Origin of the sequence: Flavobacterium restrictum (assembly GCF_007097245.1) — a bacterium.
GTDB classification, from domain to species: domain Bacteria; phylum Bacteroidota; class Bacteroidia; order Flavobacteriales; family Flavobacteriaceae; genus Flavobacterium; species Flavobacterium restrictum.
Window position 1 is genome coordinate 1 of record NZ_VJZT01000012.1, and the last position, 22848, is coordinate 22848.

Sequence of the window (22848 nt, forward strand, 5' to 3'; positions counted from 1 at the left end):
TATTTTTTACCTTTCTTTTAATAACCTCTAAACCCGAGCGTTGCAAACAACACCTTAATGCCAATTCTAGCAATTTTATTGATTTTAAACATATATTCCTCGCGTTTTCTTGGCTTTTGATGGTAACGGCTTTGCGTGAGGGGGCGAAGTGGAGCTCTTTTTAGGACTGGCTTTTGCAGCCAGACCTAAAAAAGCGGGAACAAAGCACCCGACCCGACCTTTTTTAGGGAGGGACACGTCATAATTATTAGTTTAATTGGGTTGAAAATCCTTTTATTATAGGTTTTCAAGCGCAATGGTGGGGAATTGGTATGTTTAGATTCAGAAAAAGCGGTGTATGTAAGGAGTGATTTATGTAATTCAAGAAAACAAATAGGGTTTATCACTTTAAAGAGACGCCTCCTTATCTAATTTACATCAAATATATCTGGAATTCGTAGCTAGGCGAACAACAAAATACTCCATTTTCTGTTTACTTTTGCAAGAAATAAAATCCCATGTCAATAACAGTAAACAATATATCGAAAAATTATGGTGCCCAAAAAGCTCTTGACGCCATTTCATTTACAGTAGAAAAAGGAGAAATCGTTGGTTTTTTGGGGCCAAATGGAGCTGGGAAATCGACTTTGATGAAAATACTAACCACTTATATTGCTGCGGATGAAGGTGTGGCATTAGTAAATGGATATGATGTAAACAGCCAACAAAAATTGGTTCAGCTGTCTATTGGTTATTTGCCAGAGCACAATCCATTGTATTTGGATTTATATGTTCGGGAATATTTAGCTTTTAATGCGGATGTGTATCGTGTTGCAAAATCCAGAATCGAAGAAGTGATTCAGCTAACGGGTTTATCCAGTGAAAGTCATAAAAAAATAGGACAACTGTCAAAAGGATACCGCCAGCGTGTAGGATTGGCCAATGCTTTATTGCATAATCCTGATGTGTTGATTCTGGATGAGCCTACTACTGGTTTGGATCCAAATCAATTGATTGAAATTAGAAATGTGATAAAAAACGTGGGGAAAGACAAGACTGTTTTTTTGTCTACACATATTATGCAGGAAGTGGAGGCGATTTGTACGCGTGTCCTTATTATAGACAAAGGAAAAATTGTAGCCGATAAAAAACTAGACCACTTAATTTCGGCAGATACCGAGCAAATTATTGAAGTTGAATTTGATTATAAAATTGAGGAACAATTGATTGCTACCCTTACTAATCTGGTTTCTTATACCAACACACACGATATGATTTGGGAACTCACCTTTGTTTCAGACAAGGATATGCGATCAACAGTCTTTGATTTTGCAACTGCAAATGGTTTGAAGACATTACAACTCAACCAGAAGAACAAAAATCTAGAAACCGTTTTCAGGGAGATTACCAAATAATTAAAAAAGGCAGCTTATTGAAATAAGCTGCCTTTTTTACATAAATACGAGAATACCAATTGAAAAATGTTATCCCTAACTACTCTTGCTCATTTCCTTGACATAAGGCTGGATTGTAATTCCTGCCGCATCAAAAGCGAGTTTGCAGTTTTCTAATGTTTCGGAAAAAACGGCTCCAAAATCCTCGTTGTTTGCCCAAGGTCTTACGGCTAATTGAATAGCATTATCGGTTAGATTTTTTACGGAAACCTCTGGAACAGGCGTTTGAAGCACTTTGGGGTTGGTATTCAAAACGGTCTCGATAATGGATTTTGCCATTTTGATATCGGTATCATAGGAAATGGCAATTGTCAAATCAGCTCTTCTATAGCCTTGCATCGAATAATTAGTAATAGTCCCATTTGACAAAGCTCCATTAGGGACAAAAATAGTTTGGTTATTGGCTGTGATTAATTTGGTTACAAAAATCTGAATTTCATGTACCGTTGCCAAAACCCCTTGCGCCTCAATGGTATCGCCCACTTTGAATGGTTTGAAAAGAATAATTAACATTCCTCCTGCAAAATTTGACAACGAGCCTTGCAACGACAACCCCACTGCGAGTCCCATTGCTCCGAGAATTGCTACAAAAGAAGATGTTTCGATGCCTAGTTTTGAAATAAAAGTCACAAACAAAAGTACTCGCAAGACCCAGATTAAAATATCGGCAAGAAATTTTGTCAATGTGGGATCCAAATCCCTTTTTACCATTATTTTTTTGATAATTCTAGTAATTACCCGAATGGCGTAAAGACCAACAAAAAGGATCAAAAAAGCAGCAATCAATTTAGGCGAATAATCCAGTATTGCTTTGATAAAAGTGTTGGCGTAACTGGTAATTTGGTCAGGATTTAAGTTCATGTGTTGTGTATACTAAAAAACCTTCTATAAAAGAAGGTTTTGATTTGAAATGCAAAAGTACATTTTATTTTATTTTCAAAAAATTAATCGGCCTCTTCTTCCAGACGATTTTCGATATTTTTTAATGTCGTTGTGGCTTCTGAATCGGAATCATTTTTTAAGGACTCCACTTTATCTATTGCTACTGCCGCTTTTTCTTTTACCGTTTCAACCACTTTTCCTAACGCATCGCTTGCTTTTTCGGAGTATTCAGCGGCAACCGTTTTGGCTTGTTCTGCAAGTACATCGGCTTTTTCAATTACTGGAGTTGCGGTTTCTTTAACTTTATCGATTGTTTCAGCGACAAAAGTTTCGGCTTTATCAAGCATTGGTTCCGCGGTTTCTTTTACTTTGGCCATGGCTTCATCGGCAAAAGTTTCGGCTTTTTCCAGATACGGTGTTGCTGCTACTTTGGCTTCTTCAAAACTAGCTTCTGCTTTATCGGCCAATTCGGTTGCTGTTTCTTTGGCTGAACCAAATAAATTTTTAAAAAAAGATTCTATTCCCATGATATTTTAGTTTTTGATTACCCTACAATACTACTTCTTTTTTTTATAAAAAACTAAAAAAATAGAAACAATTTACTGATTATCAGACGTTGTAATCCAAATACAACCAAACAAAAGCCTTTTATTTAAATCGCTTCTACTATGATACCTTCTTCGTTCAACATACTTTTTAGCATGCTTTCGATACCGCTTTTTAATGTAAAAGTCGAAGAGGGACAACCATTACAAGCGCCTTGCATAATTACTTTTACGGTTTTGGTTGTTTCATCATAGGAATCAAAAAGGATATTCCCACCATCGGCAGCTACGGCTGGTTTTACATATTCCTCTAGAATGTTTATGATTTTTTGAGAGGTTTCGTCTAAACTGTCAAAAGTGGCATCCTTAACGGTGTCGTCTTTTACGGTTGCTTCTAGTAAGCTTTCGTCAAGGACTGTACCGCCATTTTCGATGAATTGTTTGATAAAGGTGCGCAGTTCCAATGTTATTTCTTGCCAGTCGTTCACCTCATATTTAGTTACCGAAATATAGTTTTCGTCGATAAAAACTTCCTTTACATACGGGAATTTAAACAATTCCTTGGCAAGCGGCGAAGCGTTCGTTTCATCTATGTTTTTGAACTCTACAGGATTTTTAGTCAACATTCTACTCACCACAAACTTCAGAGCCGCAGGATTGGGTGTAGACTCGCCATAAACAGTGATGGGTTGTTTTTTTGGTTTGTTATCATCGATTTTGATGATGATGCCGCCATTGTCAACAAAACTTTCTATTTGTTCCGCAACGGCTTCTTGTACATCCTCCCAAGCTACAATACTAAATCGCTCAATGGCAATGAAATTTCCTGAAATGTAAACCGTTTTTACAAAAGGCAAATAGAATAATTGTTGTGCCAATGGAGAGTTTCCTGCTTCGTCAATGTTCTTAAATTCAAAGCTTTCGTTTTGAGTGATAAAATCTTGAAATTCAAATTTTAATATCGCTGGGTTTTGGGTGTCTTTTATTGTAAGTTTAGTCATGATTTTGTAATTTTTTACAAATTTAGTAAAGTTATTTTCTACGAATACCTATATTTGGTTTTTAAATGAAATAAATCAGGAAAATAAGAGTTATCTAAATTGATTTTCATTTAATTGCCCCCAATTGTTTCGCTTTTATTATATAAAATTATTTAGATGTACACCAAATTTAAACTCCTACTAGCCCTTTTTATGCTAACCACCTATTCCTACTCACAGGAGGGAATTCCGGTATATTCGGATTATTTGTCAGACAATTATTACTTAATACATCCCTCGATGGCTGGTGCCGCAAATTGTTCTAAAATCAGGTTTACTGCCCGTAAACAATGGTTTGGTCAGGACGATGCACCACAATTGCAAACGGTAAGTTTTAACGGACGCATCACTGATAAAGCGGGAGCGGGAATCATCTTATTTAATGATAAAAATGGATACCACTCTCAAAAAGGGATGAAGCTTACCTACGCCTATCACTTGATGTTCTCGAGAGATGAGATTGATTTGAACCAATTGTCCTTTGGAATTAGTGCTGGATTTATACAGAGTCAATTAGACGAAACTGGATTTTTGCAATCTGGCGATTACGACCCTATTATTGATGGTACCGTGGTACAAAAGGATGCGTACATGAACTTTGATTTTGGAATGTCCTATAATTACCTTGATTTTTATGTTCATGGTACGGTAAAAAATGCTGTAGAAACCCGACGCCAAATTTACACCGAATATGAAAGTGATAATTTACGAAAATACCTTTTGAGTGCCGGTTACGTTTTTGGGAACAAAGACAAAATTTTGTGGGAACCGTCTCTTTTATTTCAAGTAGTGGATCGAACTAAAGAAAAATCGATTGACTTAAATTTAAAAGCCTACAAGAATTTAGATTTTGGTAGCCTTTGGGGTGGATTGTCCTATAGAAGAAGTTTTGATGGTGCTGAATATACAAATGGAACAACGGTTTCTAAACAAAAACTACAATATGTAACTCCTATTATAGGTATTACTTTCAATAAATTTATGTTTGCCTACACATATTCGCATGTTGTGGGTAATGTAAAATTTGACAATGGTGGCTACCACCAAATCACTTTGGGTATTAACTTATTTTGTAAACCCGAAAAATACGAGTGCAATTGTCCTGCCATTAACTAGATTTTATTTTTATAAAAAAAAACCAAAAGACCTCACACATCCTGCGAGGTCTTTTGGTTTTTAGGCGGTATTGTCTTTTTTTGGAATCTTATTACTAGCGTTGTTTTCTCTCGTTTGTGGGCACGGATTGCAAAGCTTTTGCTATCCAACAGGATGGATCTACTCCAAAAAACTACATCTTCTTGCGCATTCTAGCTACAGGAATATCGAGTTGTTCTCTATACTTGGCAATGGTGCGGCGGGCTATGGGATAGCCACGTTCTTTTAGGATTTCGGCTAATTGATCATCAGGAAGCGGTTTGTGTTTGTCCTCTTCGTCTATGACATCTTTTAGGATTTTTTTGATTTCAAGTGTCGAAACTTCTTCGCCTTGGTCGTTAGTCATGGCTTCCGAGAAAAACTCTTTGATGAGTTTGGTCCCATAAGGTGTTTCTACATATTTGCTGTTGGCAACCCGAGAAATGGTGGAAATATCAAGTCCAACTCTGTCCGCAATGTCCTTAAGGATCATGGGTTTCATTTTGGTCTCGTCACCATCCAGAAAAAATTCTTCTTGGTAGTGCATAATGGCATTCATGGTCACAAAGAGTGTTTCTTGGCGTTGCCGTATCGCATCAATAAACCATTTGGCGGAGTCTAACTTTTGCTTGATAAACTGGACAGCATCTTTTTGCTGTGCTGATTTGTCTCGAGAATCCTTGTAGGTTTGCATCATTTCCTGATAGTCCTTGGAAACGTGCAACGAGGGTGCATTTCTTCCGTTTAAGGTCAACTCGAGTTCGTTATCAACAATGCGAATGGCGAAATCAGGAACTACGTTTTCGGTAATTTTATTATTTCCTGTAAAGGAACCGCCTGGTTTTGGGTTCAATCGTTCTATTTCGTGAATGGCTTTTTTGAGTTGCTCATTCGAAACGTTGTATTTTTGGAGGAGCTTATCGTAATGTTTTTTGGTAAAGGCATCAAACTGATTTTCAATAATATCCGTAGCCAAAGCTACGTATTCCGTAGGGGTTTTGTGTTTTAATTGCAACAACAAACATTCCTGCAAGTCCCGTGCTCCCACTCCCGAAGGTTCGAGTTCGTGAATAACGTGAAGCATGCGTTCGACCATTTTCTCATCGGTATAAATGCCTTGTGTAAACGCCATATCGTCGACCATATCCGGAATACTGCGCCTGATGTATCCCATATCGTCGATACTTCCTACCAAGAATTCGGCGATTTCTCGCTCGTCGTCATTGAGAATAAATGTATTCAACTGATTGATTAAGTCTTGATGGAAACTTACTGGAGCAGCAAAAGGTGTTTCGCGCTCCTCGTCATCGTCGCTGTAATTATTGGCTTGCGTTTTGTAATCTGGTGTGTCGTCGTTGCTTAAATATTCATCTATATTGATGTCTTCGGCTTCAATTCGCTCGGATTCGGCATCGTCATAATCATCATAATCCTCGTTGTCGAATTCGTCTTTCTCGTAATCTTCGGCTTCTTTTCCAGATTCTAACGCTGGATTTTCGTTCATTTCTTCCAACAAACGCTGTTCGAATGCTTGCGTAGGCAATTGAATTAACTTCATCAACTGGATTTGTTGTGGAGATAATTTCTGGGATAGTTTGAGATTTAAAAATTGCTTAAGCATTTTTTTTATAAATTATAAGTTAAAAATTGAAGCAAACACAATTTTCTGGTACTACAAATGGTTTTAGAAATCAAGTTATTATTTAATAGCTGTATAAAATTTTATTCAACATTATTAATGGTAATAGGAAATACAAATAATGTTCTAACAATTTGTCCACTCTTTTTTCCAGGATTCCATTTTGGGGATTTTTGAAATACTCGTAAAACAGCCTCCGCACTTCCATAACCAATATCTTGAGTTATTTTCATATTAGTCAGTGAACCATCTTTTTCTACTATGAATTCTATTATAACTTTTCCTTTTAATCCAGATTTCTCTGGAGCCAAAAAATTGCTCGCAACAAATTTGTATAGCTTTTCTACTCCTCCTTCAAAATCGGGCTTTGCTTCAACTTCTGAAAGTTTGTATATAGTATCATCGTTTATTAGCTCTTGACAATAACTATTTGTTGTAAACGCCAACAAGAAAAATAAAATGATTTTTTTCATTAGGTTGAATTTAGTTTTTAGTTTTATAGTATAACTCTTAACTTATAACTTCATTAAAATTCAGCATTCATTGGCGTTCTCGGAAACGGAATAACATCTCGAATATTGGTCATTCCAGTTACAAAAAGCACCAAACGCTCAAATCCTAGCCCAAAACCAGAGTGAACTGCCGAACCAAATCGTCTCGTGTCTAAATACCACCACAACACTTCTTCGTCAATGCCTAGGGCTTTCATTTTTTCGACCAAAACGTCAAAACGTTCTTCTCTTTGTGATCCGCCCACGATCTCTCCAATGCCTGGAAAAAGAATATCCATAGCCCGAACGGTTTTGCCGTCTTCATTCAAACGCATGTAAAACGCCTTGATATTGGCTGGATAATCAAACAAAATTACAGGACATTTAAAGTGCTTTTCGACCAAATAACGCTCGTGTTCACTTTGTAAATCGGCACCCCATTCGTTGATGATGTATTGGAATTTTTTCTTTTTATTGGGGGTGCAATCTCTTAAAATATCGATTGCTTCGGTGTAGGAAACGCGCTTAAAATTGTTTTCCAACACAAAGTTTAGTTTCTCCAACAACCCCATTTCGCTTCTTTCGGCCTGTGGTTTGGATTTTTCTTCTTCTAATAAACGACCTTCCAAGAATTTCAAATCATCCGAACATTTTTCCATTGTGTATTTAATTACATATTGGATAAAATCTTCGGCCAAGTCCATATTATCGTTCAAATCATTGAAAGCCACTTCGGGTTCAATCATCCAAAATTCAGCCAAATGTCGCGACGTATTAGAATTTTCGGCTCTAAAAGTGGGGCCAAAAGTATAAATTTGTCCCAAAGCCATAGCAAAAGTTTCGCCTTCTAATTGTCCGGAAACGGTTAGATTGGTGTGTTTTCCGAAGAAATCTTTTTTATAATCGATGTTGCCTTCTTCGTTTTTAGGCAAATTATCTAATGGTAAGGAAGTGACCTGAAACATTTCGCCAGCACCTTCAGCATCAGCACCTGTAATGATGGGCGTGTTGACATACACAAAACCTTTTTGTTGAAAATAGCTGTGAACGGCAAAAGATAAAACCGAGCGCACCCGCATAATCGCTCCAAAAGCATTAGTTCTCACTCTTAAATGGGCGTTCTCACGCAAAAATTCCAAGGAATGTTTTTTGGGTTGCATGGGGAATTTCTCGGCATCCGAGTCGCCCAAAATTTCTAATTTGGCAACCTGAATTTCATATTTTTGTCCCGCTCCTTTGCTTTCGACCAAACTTCCTGTTACAGAAACGGCGGCTCCAGTGGTAATTCTTTTTAAGGTTTCGTCAGGCGTGTTTTCAAAATCGACAACACACTGTATATTATTTAGGGTCGAACCGTCGTTCAAAGCAATAAACTGATTGTTTCTAAAAGTTCGTACCCAACCTTTTGCGTTAATTTCGGGCAACGTGGTGGTGCTGCTTAGTAAGTCGCTAACTCTTGTATGTCTCATCTTCTGTTTTAGATTTCTGATTTAATCAATCGAATTACAAATATAATTGATTTGTTTGGAAAAGTTTGGAGCTAATTGCAGCTATTCAATTAAATTAGGCTTCGTCATCCGTTAGGTCTTCCTTTCGGGCTCTCTTTTTTTCAAAAGTCAAAACCAAAGCGGGCAACACCAGCAAATTAGCAAACATTGCAAAAAGCAACGTACAAGAAATCAATCCGCCCAAAGCGATGGTTCCGCTAAAACTAGAGAGCGTAAAAATGGCAAATCCAAAGATTAACACAATCGATGTGTAAAAGGTACTAATACCCGTTTCTTTCAAGGCACTAAACACTGATTTTTTGACTTTTTCGTTATTTTGTAATAAATCATGGCGGTATTTTGCCATAAACTGAATGGCATTATCAACCGAAATTCCAAAGGCGATACTGAATACCAAAATAGTTGACGGCTTGAGCGGAATCCCAAAATACCCCATCAATCCAGAGGTAATACAGAGTGGTAAAACATTAGTAATTACGGATGCCAAAACCATTTTGCCAGATCGAAACAAATAAGTCATTAATCCCGCAATCATCAAAATTGCAAAAATAAGGGATTCGATAAGGTTGTCTATCAAGTAGGAAGTTCCTTTCTGGAATACCAATGCTTTTCCGGTAAAGGTCACTTCATAGCGGTCTTTCGGGAAAAGTATATCTGTTTTTTTACGCAACTTCGCTTCTACTTTAGCCATTTCTTCGGTGCCAATGTCTTTCATAAAAGTGGTGATTCGGGCGTATTGTCCAGTAGAATCAACGTAACTTTTCATGAGATTGTCTTTACTGTTTTTAGTTGCATTTTTGGCATAGGACAAGATAAATGTTTGCTCTTGCGAAGTGGGCAATTCGTAATATTCTGGTTTTCCGTTGTAGTAGGCTTGCTTGGAATATTTAACGAGATTGACAATCGAAACGGGTTTAGATAATTCAGGAATACTAGTAATAGTTTGTTGCAATTGATCCATTTTTTTCATGGTCGATAACTTCATAACGCCTTTTTTATGCTTGGTGTTAATCATTATTTCCAAAGGCATGACACCATTAAATTCTTTTTCGAAAAATAAAATATCCTTAAAAAAAGAAGCGCTTTTGGGCATTTCGCCAATTAAACTTCCTGAAACTTTCATTTGCGAAACACCAATTATACTAAAAACGAGTAACAAACCATAAATTATGTAGATTGTTTTTCGTTTGTATTTCACTATGTTTTCGACCCAATTCAACAATCTTGAAATATAGGTTTTGGTCAAATGTTGCAAGTGTTTCTCTTTTGGAATGGGCATAAAACTATACACAATAGGCACCACAACAAGCGTTAGCAAATACACCGTTATGACATTTATGGAGGTAACCAACCCAAATTCAAACAACAAGTCGTTGCCTGTAATCATAAAGGTTGCAAATCCAGCTGCCGTGGTAAGATTGGTCATCAAGGTCGAAACGCCAATGGTCGAAATCACGCGTTGCAAAGCTTTTGCCTGATTTTGATGGATTTTTATTTCTTGTTGGTATTTGTTAATCAAGAAAATACAGTTTGTGATACCAATAACAATTATTAGCGGCGGAATAATGGCCGTAAGAATTGTGATTTTGTAATGAAACAATCCCAAGGTTCCAAAAGACCACATAACCCCAAAAAGCAAAATACAAATCGAGATAAAAGTTGCCCGAAACGAACGAAAAAAGAAAAAGAAAATCAGCGAAGTAATCAGCAAAGCGGCGCCAATAAAAAGCCCAATTTCGCCTTTCATATTCTCGGCATTGATGGTTCTAATGTAAGGCATTCCCGAAACACGAAGATCAATCCCAGTGGTTTTTTCGAATTTTTCGATTTTTGGAATTAGATTTTCGACTACAAATGTTTTTCGGTTGGGTGTGTTGACAATTTTTTTATTCAAATAAATCGCTGACCGAATGCTCCCTGATAGTTTGTTAAACAACAACCCTTCGTAAAAAGGGAGGTTATTAAAGAGTTCGAATTTTATTTTTTGAAGATAAGCCGGTTGTACCGTTTGGCTTTGATCAATAAGCGGCACAAGTTCAAATTTCTGGGCTATGGTATCTTTTTGCAGTTTTTTTAAATCATTTAAGGAGACAACAAGTTCCACTTCTTTGGCATTTTTTAAACCTGTCATAAGCTCATTCCACGCAGCAAAAGCTTTTGGAGTAAAAAAAGTATCGTCTTTGAAACCAATAACAATCAAGTTTCCCTCTTCGCCAAATTTGCTCAAAAAATCTTCGTATTGTTGGTTTACGATGTGCTTTTTGGGCAATAAATTAGCTTCGGTATAGGTCATGCCTAAATTTTTCCATTGCAAGGCTAGAAAAACGGTTAAGACCAAAATAACGGCTAAAATGGTGATTCTATTTTTAAGTACGATTCGGGCAATTGATTCCCAAAAACCGACTTTAATTTTCTTTCTCATATTTGAATTAAAATGCGTGCAAATGTAATCAAAACCGCTAGAATTCATTTCGTTTAAGTAGTTTTTTTGATTTTTACTAGGTCAATTCCTTGTTTTTTTAACTTTACAATAAGATAATTTTATGAGATATAAATTATATATTTGATTTCGTCATCTTTGTGTATATTTCAGAGAGATTAGACTACATCAAAAAAATATGAAAAAGTATAAAAATACATTGTTCTATTTTGGTATAACTGGAGGATTTACAGCTCTAATGTACTGGATTATAAGACAAGGCAAGCATTTAGAAGCAACTAAAACCATTGTTGCGCCTGTGGTCGAAAACAATTCATGGAGTGCCTTTTTGGGTGCAATGCAGCATAATTTTCAGGATCCTTTGGCGATACTTTTACTCCAAATTATTACAATAATTGTGGTGGCGCGCATTTTTGGATGGATTTTCAAAAAAATCGGGCAACCTTCCGTAATTGGTGAAATTATTGCTGGAATTGCACTTGGACCCTCTTTATTAGGCATGTATTTTCCTGAATTTTCGGCGATTTTATTCCCCGCAGATTCATTAGGAAATTTAAAATTCTTGAGCCAAATAGGGTTAATCCTTTTCATGTTTGTTATAGGAATGGAACTGGATTTGAAAGTACTCAAAAACAGAGCCAACGAGGCTGTTGTCATCAGCCATGCCAGTATTGTATTCCCTTTTACGTTAGGGATTGGACTGGCGTATTTTGTGTACAATAGTTTTGCTCCTCAAGGGGTTAAATTCTTGTCGTTCAGTTTGTTTATGGGTATTGCTATGAGTATTACGGCTTTTCCAGTTTTGGCTCGAATTGTGCAAGAACGAGGTATTCATAAAACAAAGTTAGGTGCCATTGTTATTACCTGCGCTGCTGCCGATGATATTACGGCTTGGTGCATTCTAGCGGTGGTGATTGCTATTGTAAAAGCAGGAACTTTTGTGAGTTCACTATATGTTATTTCGCTGGCAATTGGGTATGTGTTAATTATGCTTTTCATCGTAAAACCTTTTTTGAAACGAATAGGTGATTTATACGCTACCAAAGATGCGATTGTAAAACCAGTTGTTGCCATCTTTTTTCTAACACTTATTCTATCGTCTTATGCCACCGAAGTAATTGGTATTCACGCCTTATTTGGTGCTTTTATGACGGGAGTAATCATGCCCGATGTAGCTAAATTTAGAAACATATTTATCGAAAAAGTTGAGGACATATCGGTTATTTTATTATTGCCTTTGTTTTTTGTATTCACAGGTTTGCGAACCGAAATTGGATTGATTAACGATCCTTATTTATGGAAAGTGACAGGTTTTATTATACTTGTAGCCGTAGTTGGAAAGTTTTTTGGTAGTGCACTAGCAGCCAAATTTGTGGGTCAAAATTGGCGTGATAGCTTGACTATTGGTGCCTTGATGAACACACGAGGATTGATGGAATTAATTGTTTTGAATATTGGTTTAGAACTAAAAGTCCTAACACCCGAAGTGTTTACCATGATGGTTATCATGGCATTAGTAACCACGTTTATGACGGGTCCAGCACTAAATTTGATTAACTTTATTTTCAAAACCAAAGATGTTGCCGATGTAGAAGTCGATATTCGTTCGGATGTGTATCGCATTTTGATCTCTTTTGGCAATAATGAAAAAGGGAAATCCTTATTGCGATTGGCAAATAGTTTGGTCAAAAAACAAAAAAACACTTCCTCCATTACCGCCATGCACTTGTCATTAAGCGACGAAATGCACCCTTTTAATATGGAAGATAAAGAAAAAAATAGCTTTATTCCCATTGAAGAAGAATCCAAGTTATTGAAACAAGAAATTACTACCATTTTTAAAGCCACCATAGATATCGAAACCGAAATTACGGATATTGCCAATCAAGGCGATTATGATTTGCTATTGGTTGGTTTAGGGAAATCCATTTTTGAGGGTACTTTATTGGGCAAAGTCATTGGTTTTACCACTAGAATCATCAATCCCGAACGTTTGATGGATAAGTTTACTGGCAAAGAAGGGCTGTTTGTCAACTCCCCTTTTGATGAAAGAACCAGGCAAATAGTACTAAAAGCCAAAATGCCACTGGGAATTTTAATTGACAAAGAACTACAAAAAGTAGATCAGGTATTCATTCCCATTTTCAATTCCGAAGATTCCTTTTTGATTGATTATGCACAAAAATTAATTTTCAATAACAATTCGAAAGTGGTTGTTTTAGATGTAAATGGTCACATTAATACTAATTTTGTTATTGGTAATGCCATTAGCTCTTTGGAACTAAAATACCCAAACAACATTAGTTTGCATGATGATAGAATTATAAAAAAGGAGTTTTTGGCCAAACAAGATTTAATGATTATTAGCCTCGAAAGCTGGAAAGCATTAGTTGATTCTAGAAGCATTTGGTTGAGTGGCGTGCCTTCAGTTTTGATTATAAAGCCTTGATTTCCATATTTTAAGACATACCACAAATTGGACTAGGCAATATTTGCGTTAGGAATTAAACGAGGTAATACCTCCGATTAATTTCATTTCTTATGTAATATAATACCTGTGCAAACTCTTAATTTTGTTGTCATATCTACCAAACAATTCTACGTTTCGTTGACTCAAAAACAATAAAAAAAACCATCAAAATGACTCTTGATGGTTTTTTTATATATTTTTTTTGCAAAGAAATTAAGCCAATAAATCCAAAATAACGGAAGGGAATAATCCTATGATTACATTCAAAACCAATGCTACAATGGCAACTGCATAAATCAAAAAGGGTTTACCCGTTCTAGTTTCATTTGGTTCTTTACCATACATGGCTAGAATTAATTTAAAATAATATCCCACGCTTATAATTGAATTGATAACTGCAGCAATTACAACAACCAAATAACCCGCTTGAATTGTTTGACTGAACAAAACTAATTTGGCAAAAAATCCAGCAAATATTGGTATTCCAGCCATCGATAATAGCGCACCTGTAAGAACAGCAGCTAACAAAGGATTGGTTTTTCCAAGTCCGTGAAAATTGGTAATATCTTCGTTATTTTGGTTTTTGCAAACGTATAAAATCACACTAAAAGCAGCGATTCCAGCCAGGGAATAAGCAGTTGCGTAATACAATAAGCTTCCTGCGGACGTTGTAATGCTCAATAAAGTCATGAGCATAAATCCAGCATGTGAAACCCCTGAAAAAGCTAACATTCGTTTGACGTTGGCTTGTTTTAATGCCATGATATTCCCAACTGTCATCGAAGCGATAGAAATCACTACAATCACCATTTGAAATCCGTAATTAATATCTGCATTCATTGCCGATAATAATTTATACAAAGTCGCCATAGCCACCACTTTTGCCAAAGTACTCATCGTAGCCGTAGTTAATGCTGGTGAACCTTCGTAAACATCTGGTGCCCAAAAATGGAAAGGCACTGCGGCAACCTTAAAGAACATGCCAATAGTTACTAACACAATTCCAATTGGAAACCAAATAGGCAACTCGGCGGATTGTGACATTTCGCTGATTTCAGCAATATCAAATGTTCCCATTGCACCGTAAATCATGCAAATTCCAAACAAGATAATTCCAGAAGCAAAGGAACCCATCAAGAAATATTTCATTCCTGCTTCGTTACTTTTCAAATTCATTCGGTTACTGGCCGCGAGAATGTATAGCGAAATTGATAATACTTCGATTCCTAAAAAGAACATGGCCAAATTGCCAAAAGAAACCATCGCAACAGCTCCACAAAGTAAAAATATTTTTATGGCAATAAAATCCGAAAGTTTACTTTGATGATTTTCGTAGAAATTATGACTTAATGCTACCAAGAAAATCGTTAAAACAATAAATAAACTCGAAAAGCAAACCGAAAATTTATTGACCACAATCATGTTGTTGTAGTAACTGTTTGGAGCATTGTATTCGGAAATTGTTAATCCAAGTACGCCCAACAAACCAATTATTGTTATGGGAATAATGGCTTTTCTGAAATCTAGTATTTCAAATAAAAGGCATAAAACACCTAATCCTATTATAGCTATTAATGTATTCATTTTTTTATTTGACTAGTTAATTCGATTAATTTGGGTTAAAATTTCTTCTAGACTTGGTGTGATCAAATCTATAATTGGTTTTGGATACAGACCAAAAAAGAACAATACAGCAACGATTAGTACTAATGTGATTCCTTCATTGGCAGTTACATCGGCAAAAATACGTTTGTTAGTTTCTCCCAACATGGTGTATTGAAACATTTTCAACATATAATAAGCGCCCAAAATAATGGTCGTTCCTCCCAAAACAGCAAACCAAACATTGATTTGAGACAAACTGTATAAAACCGTAAATTCTCCTACAAAGTTAAATGTGGTAGGTAACGCTACAGATGCCAATACCAATAGTAAAAATAAGGAAGTGAATTTGGGCGTTTGTGCACGGATACCACCCATTTCGGCTATAGTTCTTGTTTCATATCTTCTAAAAATGATTTCGGCTACAAAAAATAATCCCACAACTACAAATCCGTGAGCAATCATTTGCAAAACCGAACCTCTCAATCCATCAAGTGTCAAAGTGTAGGTTCCTGCGGAAATCAGCCCAACGTGTGCTAATGATGAATACGCCAATAATTTTTTCAAATCTTTTTGTCTCAAAGCCACGATCGAACCATAAATAACGCCCGCAATTCCAATCCCAATCAAGACAGGTAAATACTCTTTTGCGGCAAGTGGAGCCAATGGTAATTGCCAACGGATAACGCTGTACAATCCCATTTTTAACATAATCCCAGAAAGTAACATTGTCCCAACGGTAGGTGCTTTTTGATACACATTGGCTTGCCAAGTGTGAAAAGGAATCAAAGGAATTTTGATGGCATACGCCAAAAAGAAAGCCAAGAAAATCCACAATTGTTCGCTAGAGGATAAGTTAAGTTTGTATAAATCTTCAATCAAGAAACTGCCTGCTTTGAGGTACAAATAAACAAAAGCGACAAGCATAAATAAAGATCCAGCAAGCGTGTAAATAAAGAATTTCACCACTGCTTTTTTGCGATCTTCGGCATCGCCATTTCCCCAAATCAATGCGATGAAGTAAATAGGAATAAGTGCTAACTCCCAAAATATGTAATACAAAAGCCCATCTGATGCCAGGAATGTTCCTGTCATTGCAAACGACATAAATAGGATTAAGGCATAAAATGCTTTTGAATTTTTATATTCATTTCCAAAAGAAGAAAAGATGATAATAGGAGTTAGTGCTGTTGTCAAAAGCACCATAGCTAACGAAAGTCCATCGGCTTTTAAGGCAAAGGATACATTAGGTTGTGTAATCCATCGTGTAATAAAACTGATGTTTTCACCCAAATTATAATGGTTTAATAAAACGATAGTGCAACCAAGTGATGCCAAACCAAAGAACAAAGCTACTTTTGATGCCAGTTTATCGCCAGCAAGATAAGTGACAATAGCACCAACCAAAAGCAGTATTAGTAGAAGAGATACATTCATAATATAGAATTATTGTTGAGCTAAAAATAAATAGGAAACAATGGCACAAAGCCCTAATACGAAAGCAAAAAGATACAATCCAATACTTCCATTTTGTACTTTTTTGCCATAAAAACCAATTTCGTTCGTTACTTTTCCGAATCCAAAAACCAATGCCGACAAACTCGTTTCGACAATGTCTCTAAAGAAACGGGACAATTCGTTTATCGTTTTTACAAAAACAAAATTGTAAATTTCATCTACATAATATTTGTTGTACAATACTTTAGAGAATCCAGTAATTGCAGCGTCTTCGGCAGGAACAGTATTTTGTTTGTTGTATTTGATGTACGCAATAGCAATTCCCACTACTCCACCAATAACGGCAAGTGTCATCAATAGGTATTCGGTGCTGCCTAAACCATGTTCTTCTGTCGCTACTTTCGTGAAAAGTGGCGCTAAATACCCGTTTAACCAATTGTATTCTGGAAAAGGCAAGCTAATGATACCGCCAATTGTTGCCAAAACAGCCAATACAATTAAAGGAAATGTGATCAAAGCAGGACTTTCGTGCAAATGGTGTTTTTGCTCTGCCGTTCCTCTAAATTCGTTGAAGAATGTTAAATACATCAATCGGAACATATAAAATGCCGTCATGATAGATGCAATAGAAGCCACTACCCAAAGTGGAATACTATGTTCAAAAGCGACTAATAAAATTTCATCTTTGGAGAAAAATCCAGAAAATAGCGGTATTCCAGAAATTGCTAATGAAGCAATAAGCATCGTGATATAGGTAATAGGCATCGCTTTCTTCAAACCACCCATTTTACGCATGTCTTGTTCGCCATGCAAACCGTGAATCACAGATCCTGACCCCAAGAACAAACACGCTTTAAAGAAAGCATGTGTGATTACATGAAAAACAGCTACTTCATAAGCACCCAATCCCAAAGCCAAAAACATCAATCCCAGTTGCGAAACCGTAGAATACGCCAAGACTTTTTTAATATCATTTTGAACCAAACCTATTGTAGCGGCTACTAATGCTGTAATCGCACCAATAATTGCAATAATAGTTTGTACTTGTGGAGCCAAATCAAAAACAAAATTTAATCTTGTAATCATAAAAATCCCTGCAGTTACCATTGTCGCTGCATGTATCAATGCCGAAACTGGTGTTGGCCCCGCCATCGCATCAGGCAACCACGTATACAAAGGAATTTGTGCCGATTTTCCGCAAGCGCCTATGAACAAACAAAATGCCGCTATGGAGATCCAATATGTATTTAAATTTGTGGCACCAGTAATTGCAGTTTTTAAACTAACATAATCTAATGTCGAAAATAAATTTCCAATGATAAAAATCCCAACGAGTAATCCTAAATCTCCAATTCTATTCATAATGAATGCTTTCTTGGCAGCATCATTAAAATGTTGATTTTTATACCAAAAACCAATCAATAAGTAGGAACAAAGTCCCACGCCTTCCCAACCAATGAATAATACCAATAAGTTGCTACCCACAACGAGTAGTATCATAAAGAAAATAAATAGGTTCAGGTAGGCAAAAAAGGAGTGCATTTTTTCATCATCGTGCATATAACTGAACGAATACAAATGGATTAAAGCACCTATACCAGTTACAAATAACAACCATAAAACGGATAATTGGTCTAACAAGAAACCAAAATTCACCTTAATATTGCTTATTTGAATCCAGTCAAACAATGCAATCGATAGGGGTTGTTTTGTGTTGTTTATTTGCATAAAAAAATAAAGCGTTGCGACAAATGAAACCACAACCGAAACCGTTCCAATCATTCCAGAAACTGATTTTCCTAAACTTTTTCCGAAAAAGACATTGATTAAAAACCCTAAAAAAGGAGCGAGAACTAAAACTAAAGCTATGTTGGTATTCATTTCCATTATCCTTTTAAGTTTTTCAAATTATCAATTGTAATGGATCCTAAATTTCTAAAAATAGAAACCAAAATTGCCAATCCCACCGCAACTTCTGCAGCGGCTACTGCCATCGAAAAAAACACAAAAACCTGTCCTTGTGCATCTTGATGGTACGTAGAGAAGGCAACAAACAATAAGTTCACGGCATTTAACATGATTTCAATCGACATAAATACGATGATGGCATTTCGTCTATACAAAACTCCAAAAACGCCTATACAAAAAAGGATAACGCTCAAGAAGATATAGTTTTCAATACCAATCTGATTTAAAATATTATTCATCTTATTTTTCTAGTTTTTCTTTTTTAGACAATAAAACCGTTCCAATCATTGCTACCAATAACAATATCGATGCAAATTCAAAAGGAACCATATACTCGTTCAACAACACTTTCCCCAACACTTTTATAGATTGAAAATCTTCTCCACTAGAGTCGTAATCACCAACTATAGGTTTCGAATTAATAAATATGGCAATCAAAACAATACAAATTAAACAAAAAGATACAATTGCTCCAAGCCTTGTAATTCGGGGTTTGTGTACCTCATGTTCTTCATTCAAATTCATTAACATAATCGTAAACAGGAACAAAATCATAATAGCCCCAGAATATACTATTATATGTACAATGGCCAAAAATTGAGCATTCAACAACAAATAATGACCCGCAATCGAGAAAAAACAAATGACCAAATAAATGGCACTATGTATAGGATTCCGACTAAAAATAGTCAAAAAAGCAGTCGCTAACGTGATGATTGCTAGAATACAAAAAACAATTTGTACAGGCGTCGCATGAGCTAAATCAGGTATGTGTATCATTAATTAGCGTTTTTTAGTTGAGCATTTTTCATTGCCATTTCTAGTGGCATCACCAATTTATCTTTTCCAAAAATAAAATCTTCTCTTTCGTAACTAGAAGGAACCAAAACCTTTGAAGTGGTCAAGTAAATCGCATCTTTCGGACACGCTTCTTCGCACAATCCACAAAAAATACAACGCAACATATTGATTTCATATATTTCGGCATATTTTTCCTCACGGTACAAGTGTTTTTCGTCTCCTCTACGTTCAGCAGCCTTCATTGTAATTGCTTCAGCAGGACACGATAAGGCACACAAACCACAAGCCGTACAGTTTTCACGACCTTGTTCATCTCGTTTTAGCATGTGTTGTCCACGGTACACAGGACTCATTTCCCGCACTTGTTCAGGATAATGAATTGTTGCTTTTTTTGTAAAAAAGTGTTTGATGGTAATCAACAACCCTTTTACAATCGCTACAAGATACATGCGTTCCAAAAAAGTCATCTCCTTATTGGAGACCATTTTTTTTCTACCCGACAAGGATATAGTTTCTATTGACATTTTTATTTTTTTTTATTTTGAAGCTAATCCTGCACCCGAGCCTGAAAGAGCGAACTGGCGAAGCAATCCGTTACAATTTTTTATGCCGAACATCGGTACAAAAGGATTTTTACTACTATCAGGGCTAGGGTATTTCGTATTTAATACACTCTAGTTTTTATAACCAATTTTCGTTCTTTCGATTCTGTTTTCATTCTTATCAATTAATTCATCTAGATAATTGAAAACAAGCTCTATGTTTTTATCGTGATTTATTAATTTTTTTTTTATATCCTCAATTTCTAACTTAACACTCAAATTGTTAGTTAGAAATTCTCTCATTTTTATAAATGCTTCGACTATTTTTATACTAAATTCAATTGCTCTATCACTGGTCAATATATTCCCTAACATCATTGTTCCATGTTCTGTAAAAACATAAGGCAAGGTTGACGAGAATTTTAATTTATTGAGGTGGTCGCAATTTGCTACCACCTGCTCTTTTTCAATAGCAGTCAATTGAAACATAAAATTATTTGGAAAACGTTTTGTGTTTCTTTTTACTTGTTGGTTCAATTGTTTAGTTGTAACTCCGTATAGTGTTGCTAAATCAGAATCAATCATTACCTTTTGATTTCTAATAAGTAAAATTTTACTCATTATAAATTCTTCTGTAATTATAAATTCTGTATCCATTTTTTAATTTTTATTTTGGATGTGGTCACAGATTGTGACCACCTGTATTTTAACTTGAGGTGCCAATTGGCTTCTCAAAATGTAATTTTTCGTTATTCTATTATAGAATAGATTAAAATTACAATCTTAAAATCCCAAATAAGCTGCTATATCACTCCTCAAAAGCACAATTCCAGTAATCATAATATTTACAATCGAAAGCGGAATCAATATTCTCCATCCCAAATGCATCAATTGATCGTATCTAAATCTTGGAATCGTCCAACGAATCCACATATAGAAAAAGATGAATCCACAAATTTTTGCAAATAAAACAATAATTCCAATGATATTCCCAATATTCACCCCAACGTTTTCAACAACCCAACTCATTCCGGGATAATTATAACCTCCAAAGAACAAAATCGCTAAAATCGTAGACGAAATAAACATATTTGCATATTCAGCAAAGAGATAAAATCCCATTTTCATCGAAGAATATTCTGTATGGTATCCTCCAATTAATTCACTTTCGCATTCCGCTAAATCAAAAGGGGTCCTGTTTGTTTCTGCAAAAGCACAAATCAAAAAGATTAAAAAGGATAGTGGCTGGTAAAATACATTCCAATTCATTCCTGCTTGTTGTGCCGAAATCTCTCTCAAACTCAACGTTCCAGTCATCATCAACAAGGCAATCATCGACAATCCCATCGCAACTTCGTAAGATACCATTTGCGAAGCGGCACGAACCGCTCCCATCAATGAAAACTTATTATTTGATGCCCATCCGCCAATCATAATCCCATAAACACCCACCGATACTACTCCAAATACATAGAGTAATCCAATGTTTAAATCAGTAGCTTGTAATAAAATATCTCTGCCAAAAATATGTAATTTGTCCCCCCAAGGAATAACGGCACTCGTCATCAAAGCGGTACTCATGGCTATTGCGGGTCCAACAAAAAACAAAAATCGATTTGGGGTATTGGGTTCAAATTCTTCTTTCGAGAATAATTTCAATCCGTCAGCAAGTGGTTGTAATAAACCTCCCCACCCGGCACGATTAGGACCAACTCTATCCTGCAAGTAAGCTGCTACTTTACGCTCTGCCCAAGTAGAATACATGGCCATAATCATAGTTATGGCAAAGACCACAACAATAACAACACTTTTTTCTATAATAAACGTACTATCCATTGCTTATGAATTTGTATTATTAGCATTCAATGGAATTTCAGCCATACTAATTTTTTTCCGGTCTTCATCTCTACCCAAAAGAATATTTTTTTCGGTTGCTATTTCTACTTTTTCTAATTTTTGGGTGTAATTATTTTGATTGATAACCGAATCTTTCTCGAATTCTCTTGGGCTTTCGATTGTCCAATCTTCCACGTTTTTATGATCAAAACGGCAACCGTTACAAATGAATTCTTCTACTTCATGGTACTCATCTTTGCGACCCGTTACCCGTTGTATTTCGCCACCAAACATCCAAACGGTTGTTTTACCGCAACATTTATCGCAATCTCTGTGAGCATTATAAGGTTTGTTAAACCAAACTCTCGATTTGAAACGAAAGGTTTTATCGGTCAAAGCACCTACAGGGCACACGTCAATCATATTTCCTGAAAATTCATTGTCAATCGCTTTCGAAATACAAGTCGAAATATTGGCATGATCCCCACGATCCATCACACCATGCACTCTATTATCGGTCAATTGATCCGCAACTTGTACACATCGTTGGCATAAAATACAACGGTTCATGTGCAATTGAATATTTGGACCTATATTTTCGGGTTCAAAAGTTCTTTTTTCTTCAATAAAACGGGTTTGTGATTTTCCGTGCTCGAAACTTAAGTTTTGCAAATCACATTCTCCTGCTTGATCACAAACGGGACAATCCAAAGGATGATTGATCAACAAAAATTCGGTTACCGATTTTCGGGCTTCGGTGACTCTTTCAGATGATTTGCTGTTTACTTCCATTCCGTCCATACAACCCGTTACGCACGATGCCATCAATTTTGGCATTGGTCTCGGATCGGCATCACTTCCTTTGGCAACTTCTACCAAACAACAACGGCATTTACCACCGCTGCCTTTTAGTTTAGAATAATAACACATCGCTGGCGGCACTACATCTCCACCAATCATACGTGCTGCTTGCAGGATGGTTGTTCCTGGCGCTACTTCTATTGACTGACCGTCTATTGTTACTTTCATTATCGGCTACTATTTCTTATTTCTGAAATC

General features: G+C 36.1%; 19 protein-coding genes. 3 read left to right on the forward strand and 16 right to left on the reverse strand.

Annotated features, from left to right (window positions below):
• Nucleotides 1-497 precede the first annotated feature (497 nt).
• A complete protein-coding gene (gldA, locus tag FNW21_RS11475) occupies nt 498-1394 on the forward strand; it encodes a gliding motility-associated ABC transporter ATP-binding subunit GldA (RefSeq protein ID WP_144256890.1) in 897 nt (298 codons plus the stop codon).
• Between the two features lie 75 nt (nt 1395-1469).
• Here gldA and FNW21_RS11480 read toward each other — a convergent pair whose 3' ends face one another.
• The 3 genes from FNW21_RS11480 to FNW21_RS11490 form a co-directional block, all read right to left on the reverse strand.
• The gene (locus tag FNW21_RS11480; protein WP_144256891.1) at nt 1470-2294 is read right to left on the reverse strand and encodes a mechanosensitive ion channel family protein; all 825 of its coding nucleotides are present in this window, start codon (nt 2292-2294) and stop codon (nt 1470-1472) included.
• An 83-nt stretch (nt 2295-2377) separates the two neighbouring features.
• Entirely contained in the window at nt 2378-2842 is a 465-nt protein-coding gene (locus FNW21_RS11485; RefSeq protein WP_144256892.1) for a YtxH domain-containing protein, read from the reverse strand.
• 125 nt (nt 2843-2967) lie between these two features.
• Nucleotides 2968-3861 carry a NifU family protein gene (locus FNW21_RS11490; protein WP_144256894.1) on the reverse strand — a complete coding sequence of 298 codons (894 nt, stop codon included), beginning with the start codon at nt 3859-3861 and terminating at the stop codon, nt 2968-2970.
• Between the two features lie 156 nt (nt 3862-4017).
• Here FNW21_RS11490 and FNW21_RS11495 point away from each other — a divergent pair, with 156 nt between their 5' ends.
• Entirely contained in the window at nt 4018-5016 is a 999-nt protein-coding gene (locus tag FNW21_RS11495; protein ID WP_144256895.1) for a PorP/SprF family type IX secretion system membrane protein, read from the forward strand.
• A 172-nt stretch (nt 5017-5188) separates the two neighbouring features.
• On the opposite strand, the gene rpoN is transcribed toward FNW21_RS11495, so the two are convergent.
• The 4 genes from rpoN to FNW21_RS11515 form a co-directional block, all read right to left on the reverse strand.
• The gene (rpoN, locus tag FNW21_RS11500) at nt 5189-6655 is read right to left on the reverse strand and encodes an RNA polymerase factor sigma-54 (protein ID WP_144256897.1); all 1467 of its coding nucleotides are present in this window, start codon (nt 6653-6655) and stop codon (nt 5189-5191) included.
• Nucleotides 6656-6756: 101 nt separating this feature from the next.
• A complete protein-coding gene (locus FNW21_RS11505) occupies nt 6757-7146 on the reverse strand; it encodes an energy transducer TonB (protein WP_144256898.1) in 390 nt (129 codons plus the stop codon).
• A 53-nt stretch (nt 7147-7199) separates the two neighbouring features.
• On the reverse strand, nt 7200-8633 hold the full coding sequence (gene asnS / locus FNW21_RS11510) for an asparagine--tRNA ligase (protein ID WP_144256899.1): 1434 nt from the start codon (nt 8631-8633) through the stop codon (nt 7200-7202).
• Nucleotides 8634-8727: 94 nt separating this feature from the next.
• Nucleotides 8728-11094 carry an efflux RND transporter permease subunit gene (locus FNW21_RS11515; RefSeq protein ID WP_144256900.1) on the reverse strand — a complete coding sequence of 789 codons (2367 nt, stop codon included), beginning with the start codon at nt 11092-11094 and terminating at the stop codon, nt 8728-8730.
• A gap of 196 nt (nt 11095-11290) precedes the next feature.
• Here FNW21_RS11515 and FNW21_RS11520 point away from each other — a divergent pair, with 196 nt between their 5' ends.
• Nucleotides 11291-13561, forward strand: coding sequence for a cation:proton antiporter domain-containing protein (locus tag FNW21_RS11520; RefSeq protein ID WP_144256901.1), 2271 nt, complete (start codon nt 11291-11293; stop codon nt 13559-13561).
• Nucleotides 13562-13795: 234 nt separating this feature from the next.
• Here FNW21_RS11520 and FNW21_RS11530 read toward each other — a convergent pair whose 3' ends face one another.
• From FNW21_RS11530 to FNW21_RS11570, 9 genes are all read right to left on the reverse strand, one after another.
• On the reverse strand, nt 13796-15166 hold the full coding sequence (locus tag FNW21_RS11530) for an NADH-quinone oxidoreductase subunit N (protein WP_144256903.1): 1371 nt from the start codon (nt 15164-15166) through the stop codon (nt 13796-13798).
• Nucleotides 15167-15178: 12 nt separating this feature from the next.
• Nucleotides 15179-16621: a complex I subunit 4 family protein gene (locus FNW21_RS11535; RefSeq protein WP_144256904.1), complete on the reverse strand. Its 1443-nt coding sequence runs from the start codon at nt 16619-16621 to the stop codon at nt 15179-15181.
• 9 nt (nt 16622-16630) lie between these two features.
• On the reverse strand, nt 16631-18523 hold the full coding sequence (gene nuoL, locus FNW21_RS11540; protein ID WP_144256905.1) for an NADH-quinone oxidoreductase subunit L: 1893 nt from the start codon (nt 18521-18523) through the stop codon (nt 16631-16633).
• Between the two features lie 5 nt (nt 18524-18528).
• Entirely contained in the window at nt 18529-18849 is a 321-nt protein-coding gene (gene nuoK, locus FNW21_RS11545; RefSeq protein WP_073205053.1) for an NADH-quinone oxidoreductase subunit NuoK, read from the reverse strand.
• A 1-nt stretch (nt 18850) separates the two neighbouring features.
• Nucleotides 18851-19390 (reverse strand): NADH-quinone oxidoreductase subunit J family protein, encoded by a 540-nt coding sequence (locus tag FNW21_RS11550; RefSeq protein ID WP_144256907.1) that lies wholly within the window; start codon nt 19388-19390, stop codon nt 18851-18853.
• Entirely contained in the window at nt 19390-19935 is a 546-nt protein-coding gene (locus FNW21_RS11555) for a NuoI/complex I 23 kDa subunit family protein (protein ID WP_185963925.1), read from the reverse strand. The genes FNW21_RS11550 and FNW21_RS11555 overlap by 1 nt, the downstream gene beginning before the upstream one ends.
• A gap of 150 nt (nt 19936-20085) precedes the next feature.
• Nucleotides 20086-20610, reverse strand: coding sequence for an ORF6N domain-containing protein (locus FNW21_RS11560; RefSeq protein WP_144256909.1), 525 nt, complete (start codon nt 20608-20610; stop codon nt 20086-20088).
• Between the two features lie 126 nt (nt 20611-20736).
• Complete coding sequence (nuoH, locus tag FNW21_RS11565; protein WP_144256910.1) at nt 20737-21789, reverse strand: NADH-quinone oxidoreductase subunit NuoH; 1053 nt, start codon at nt 21787-21789, stop codon at nt 20737-20739.
• A 3-nt stretch (nt 21790-21792) separates the two neighbouring features.
• A complete protein-coding gene (locus FNW21_RS11570) occupies nt 21793-22818 on the reverse strand; it encodes a 2Fe-2S iron-sulfur cluster-binding protein (RefSeq protein WP_144256911.1) in 1026 nt (341 codons plus the stop codon).
• Nucleotides 22819-22848 lie beyond the last annotated feature (30 nt).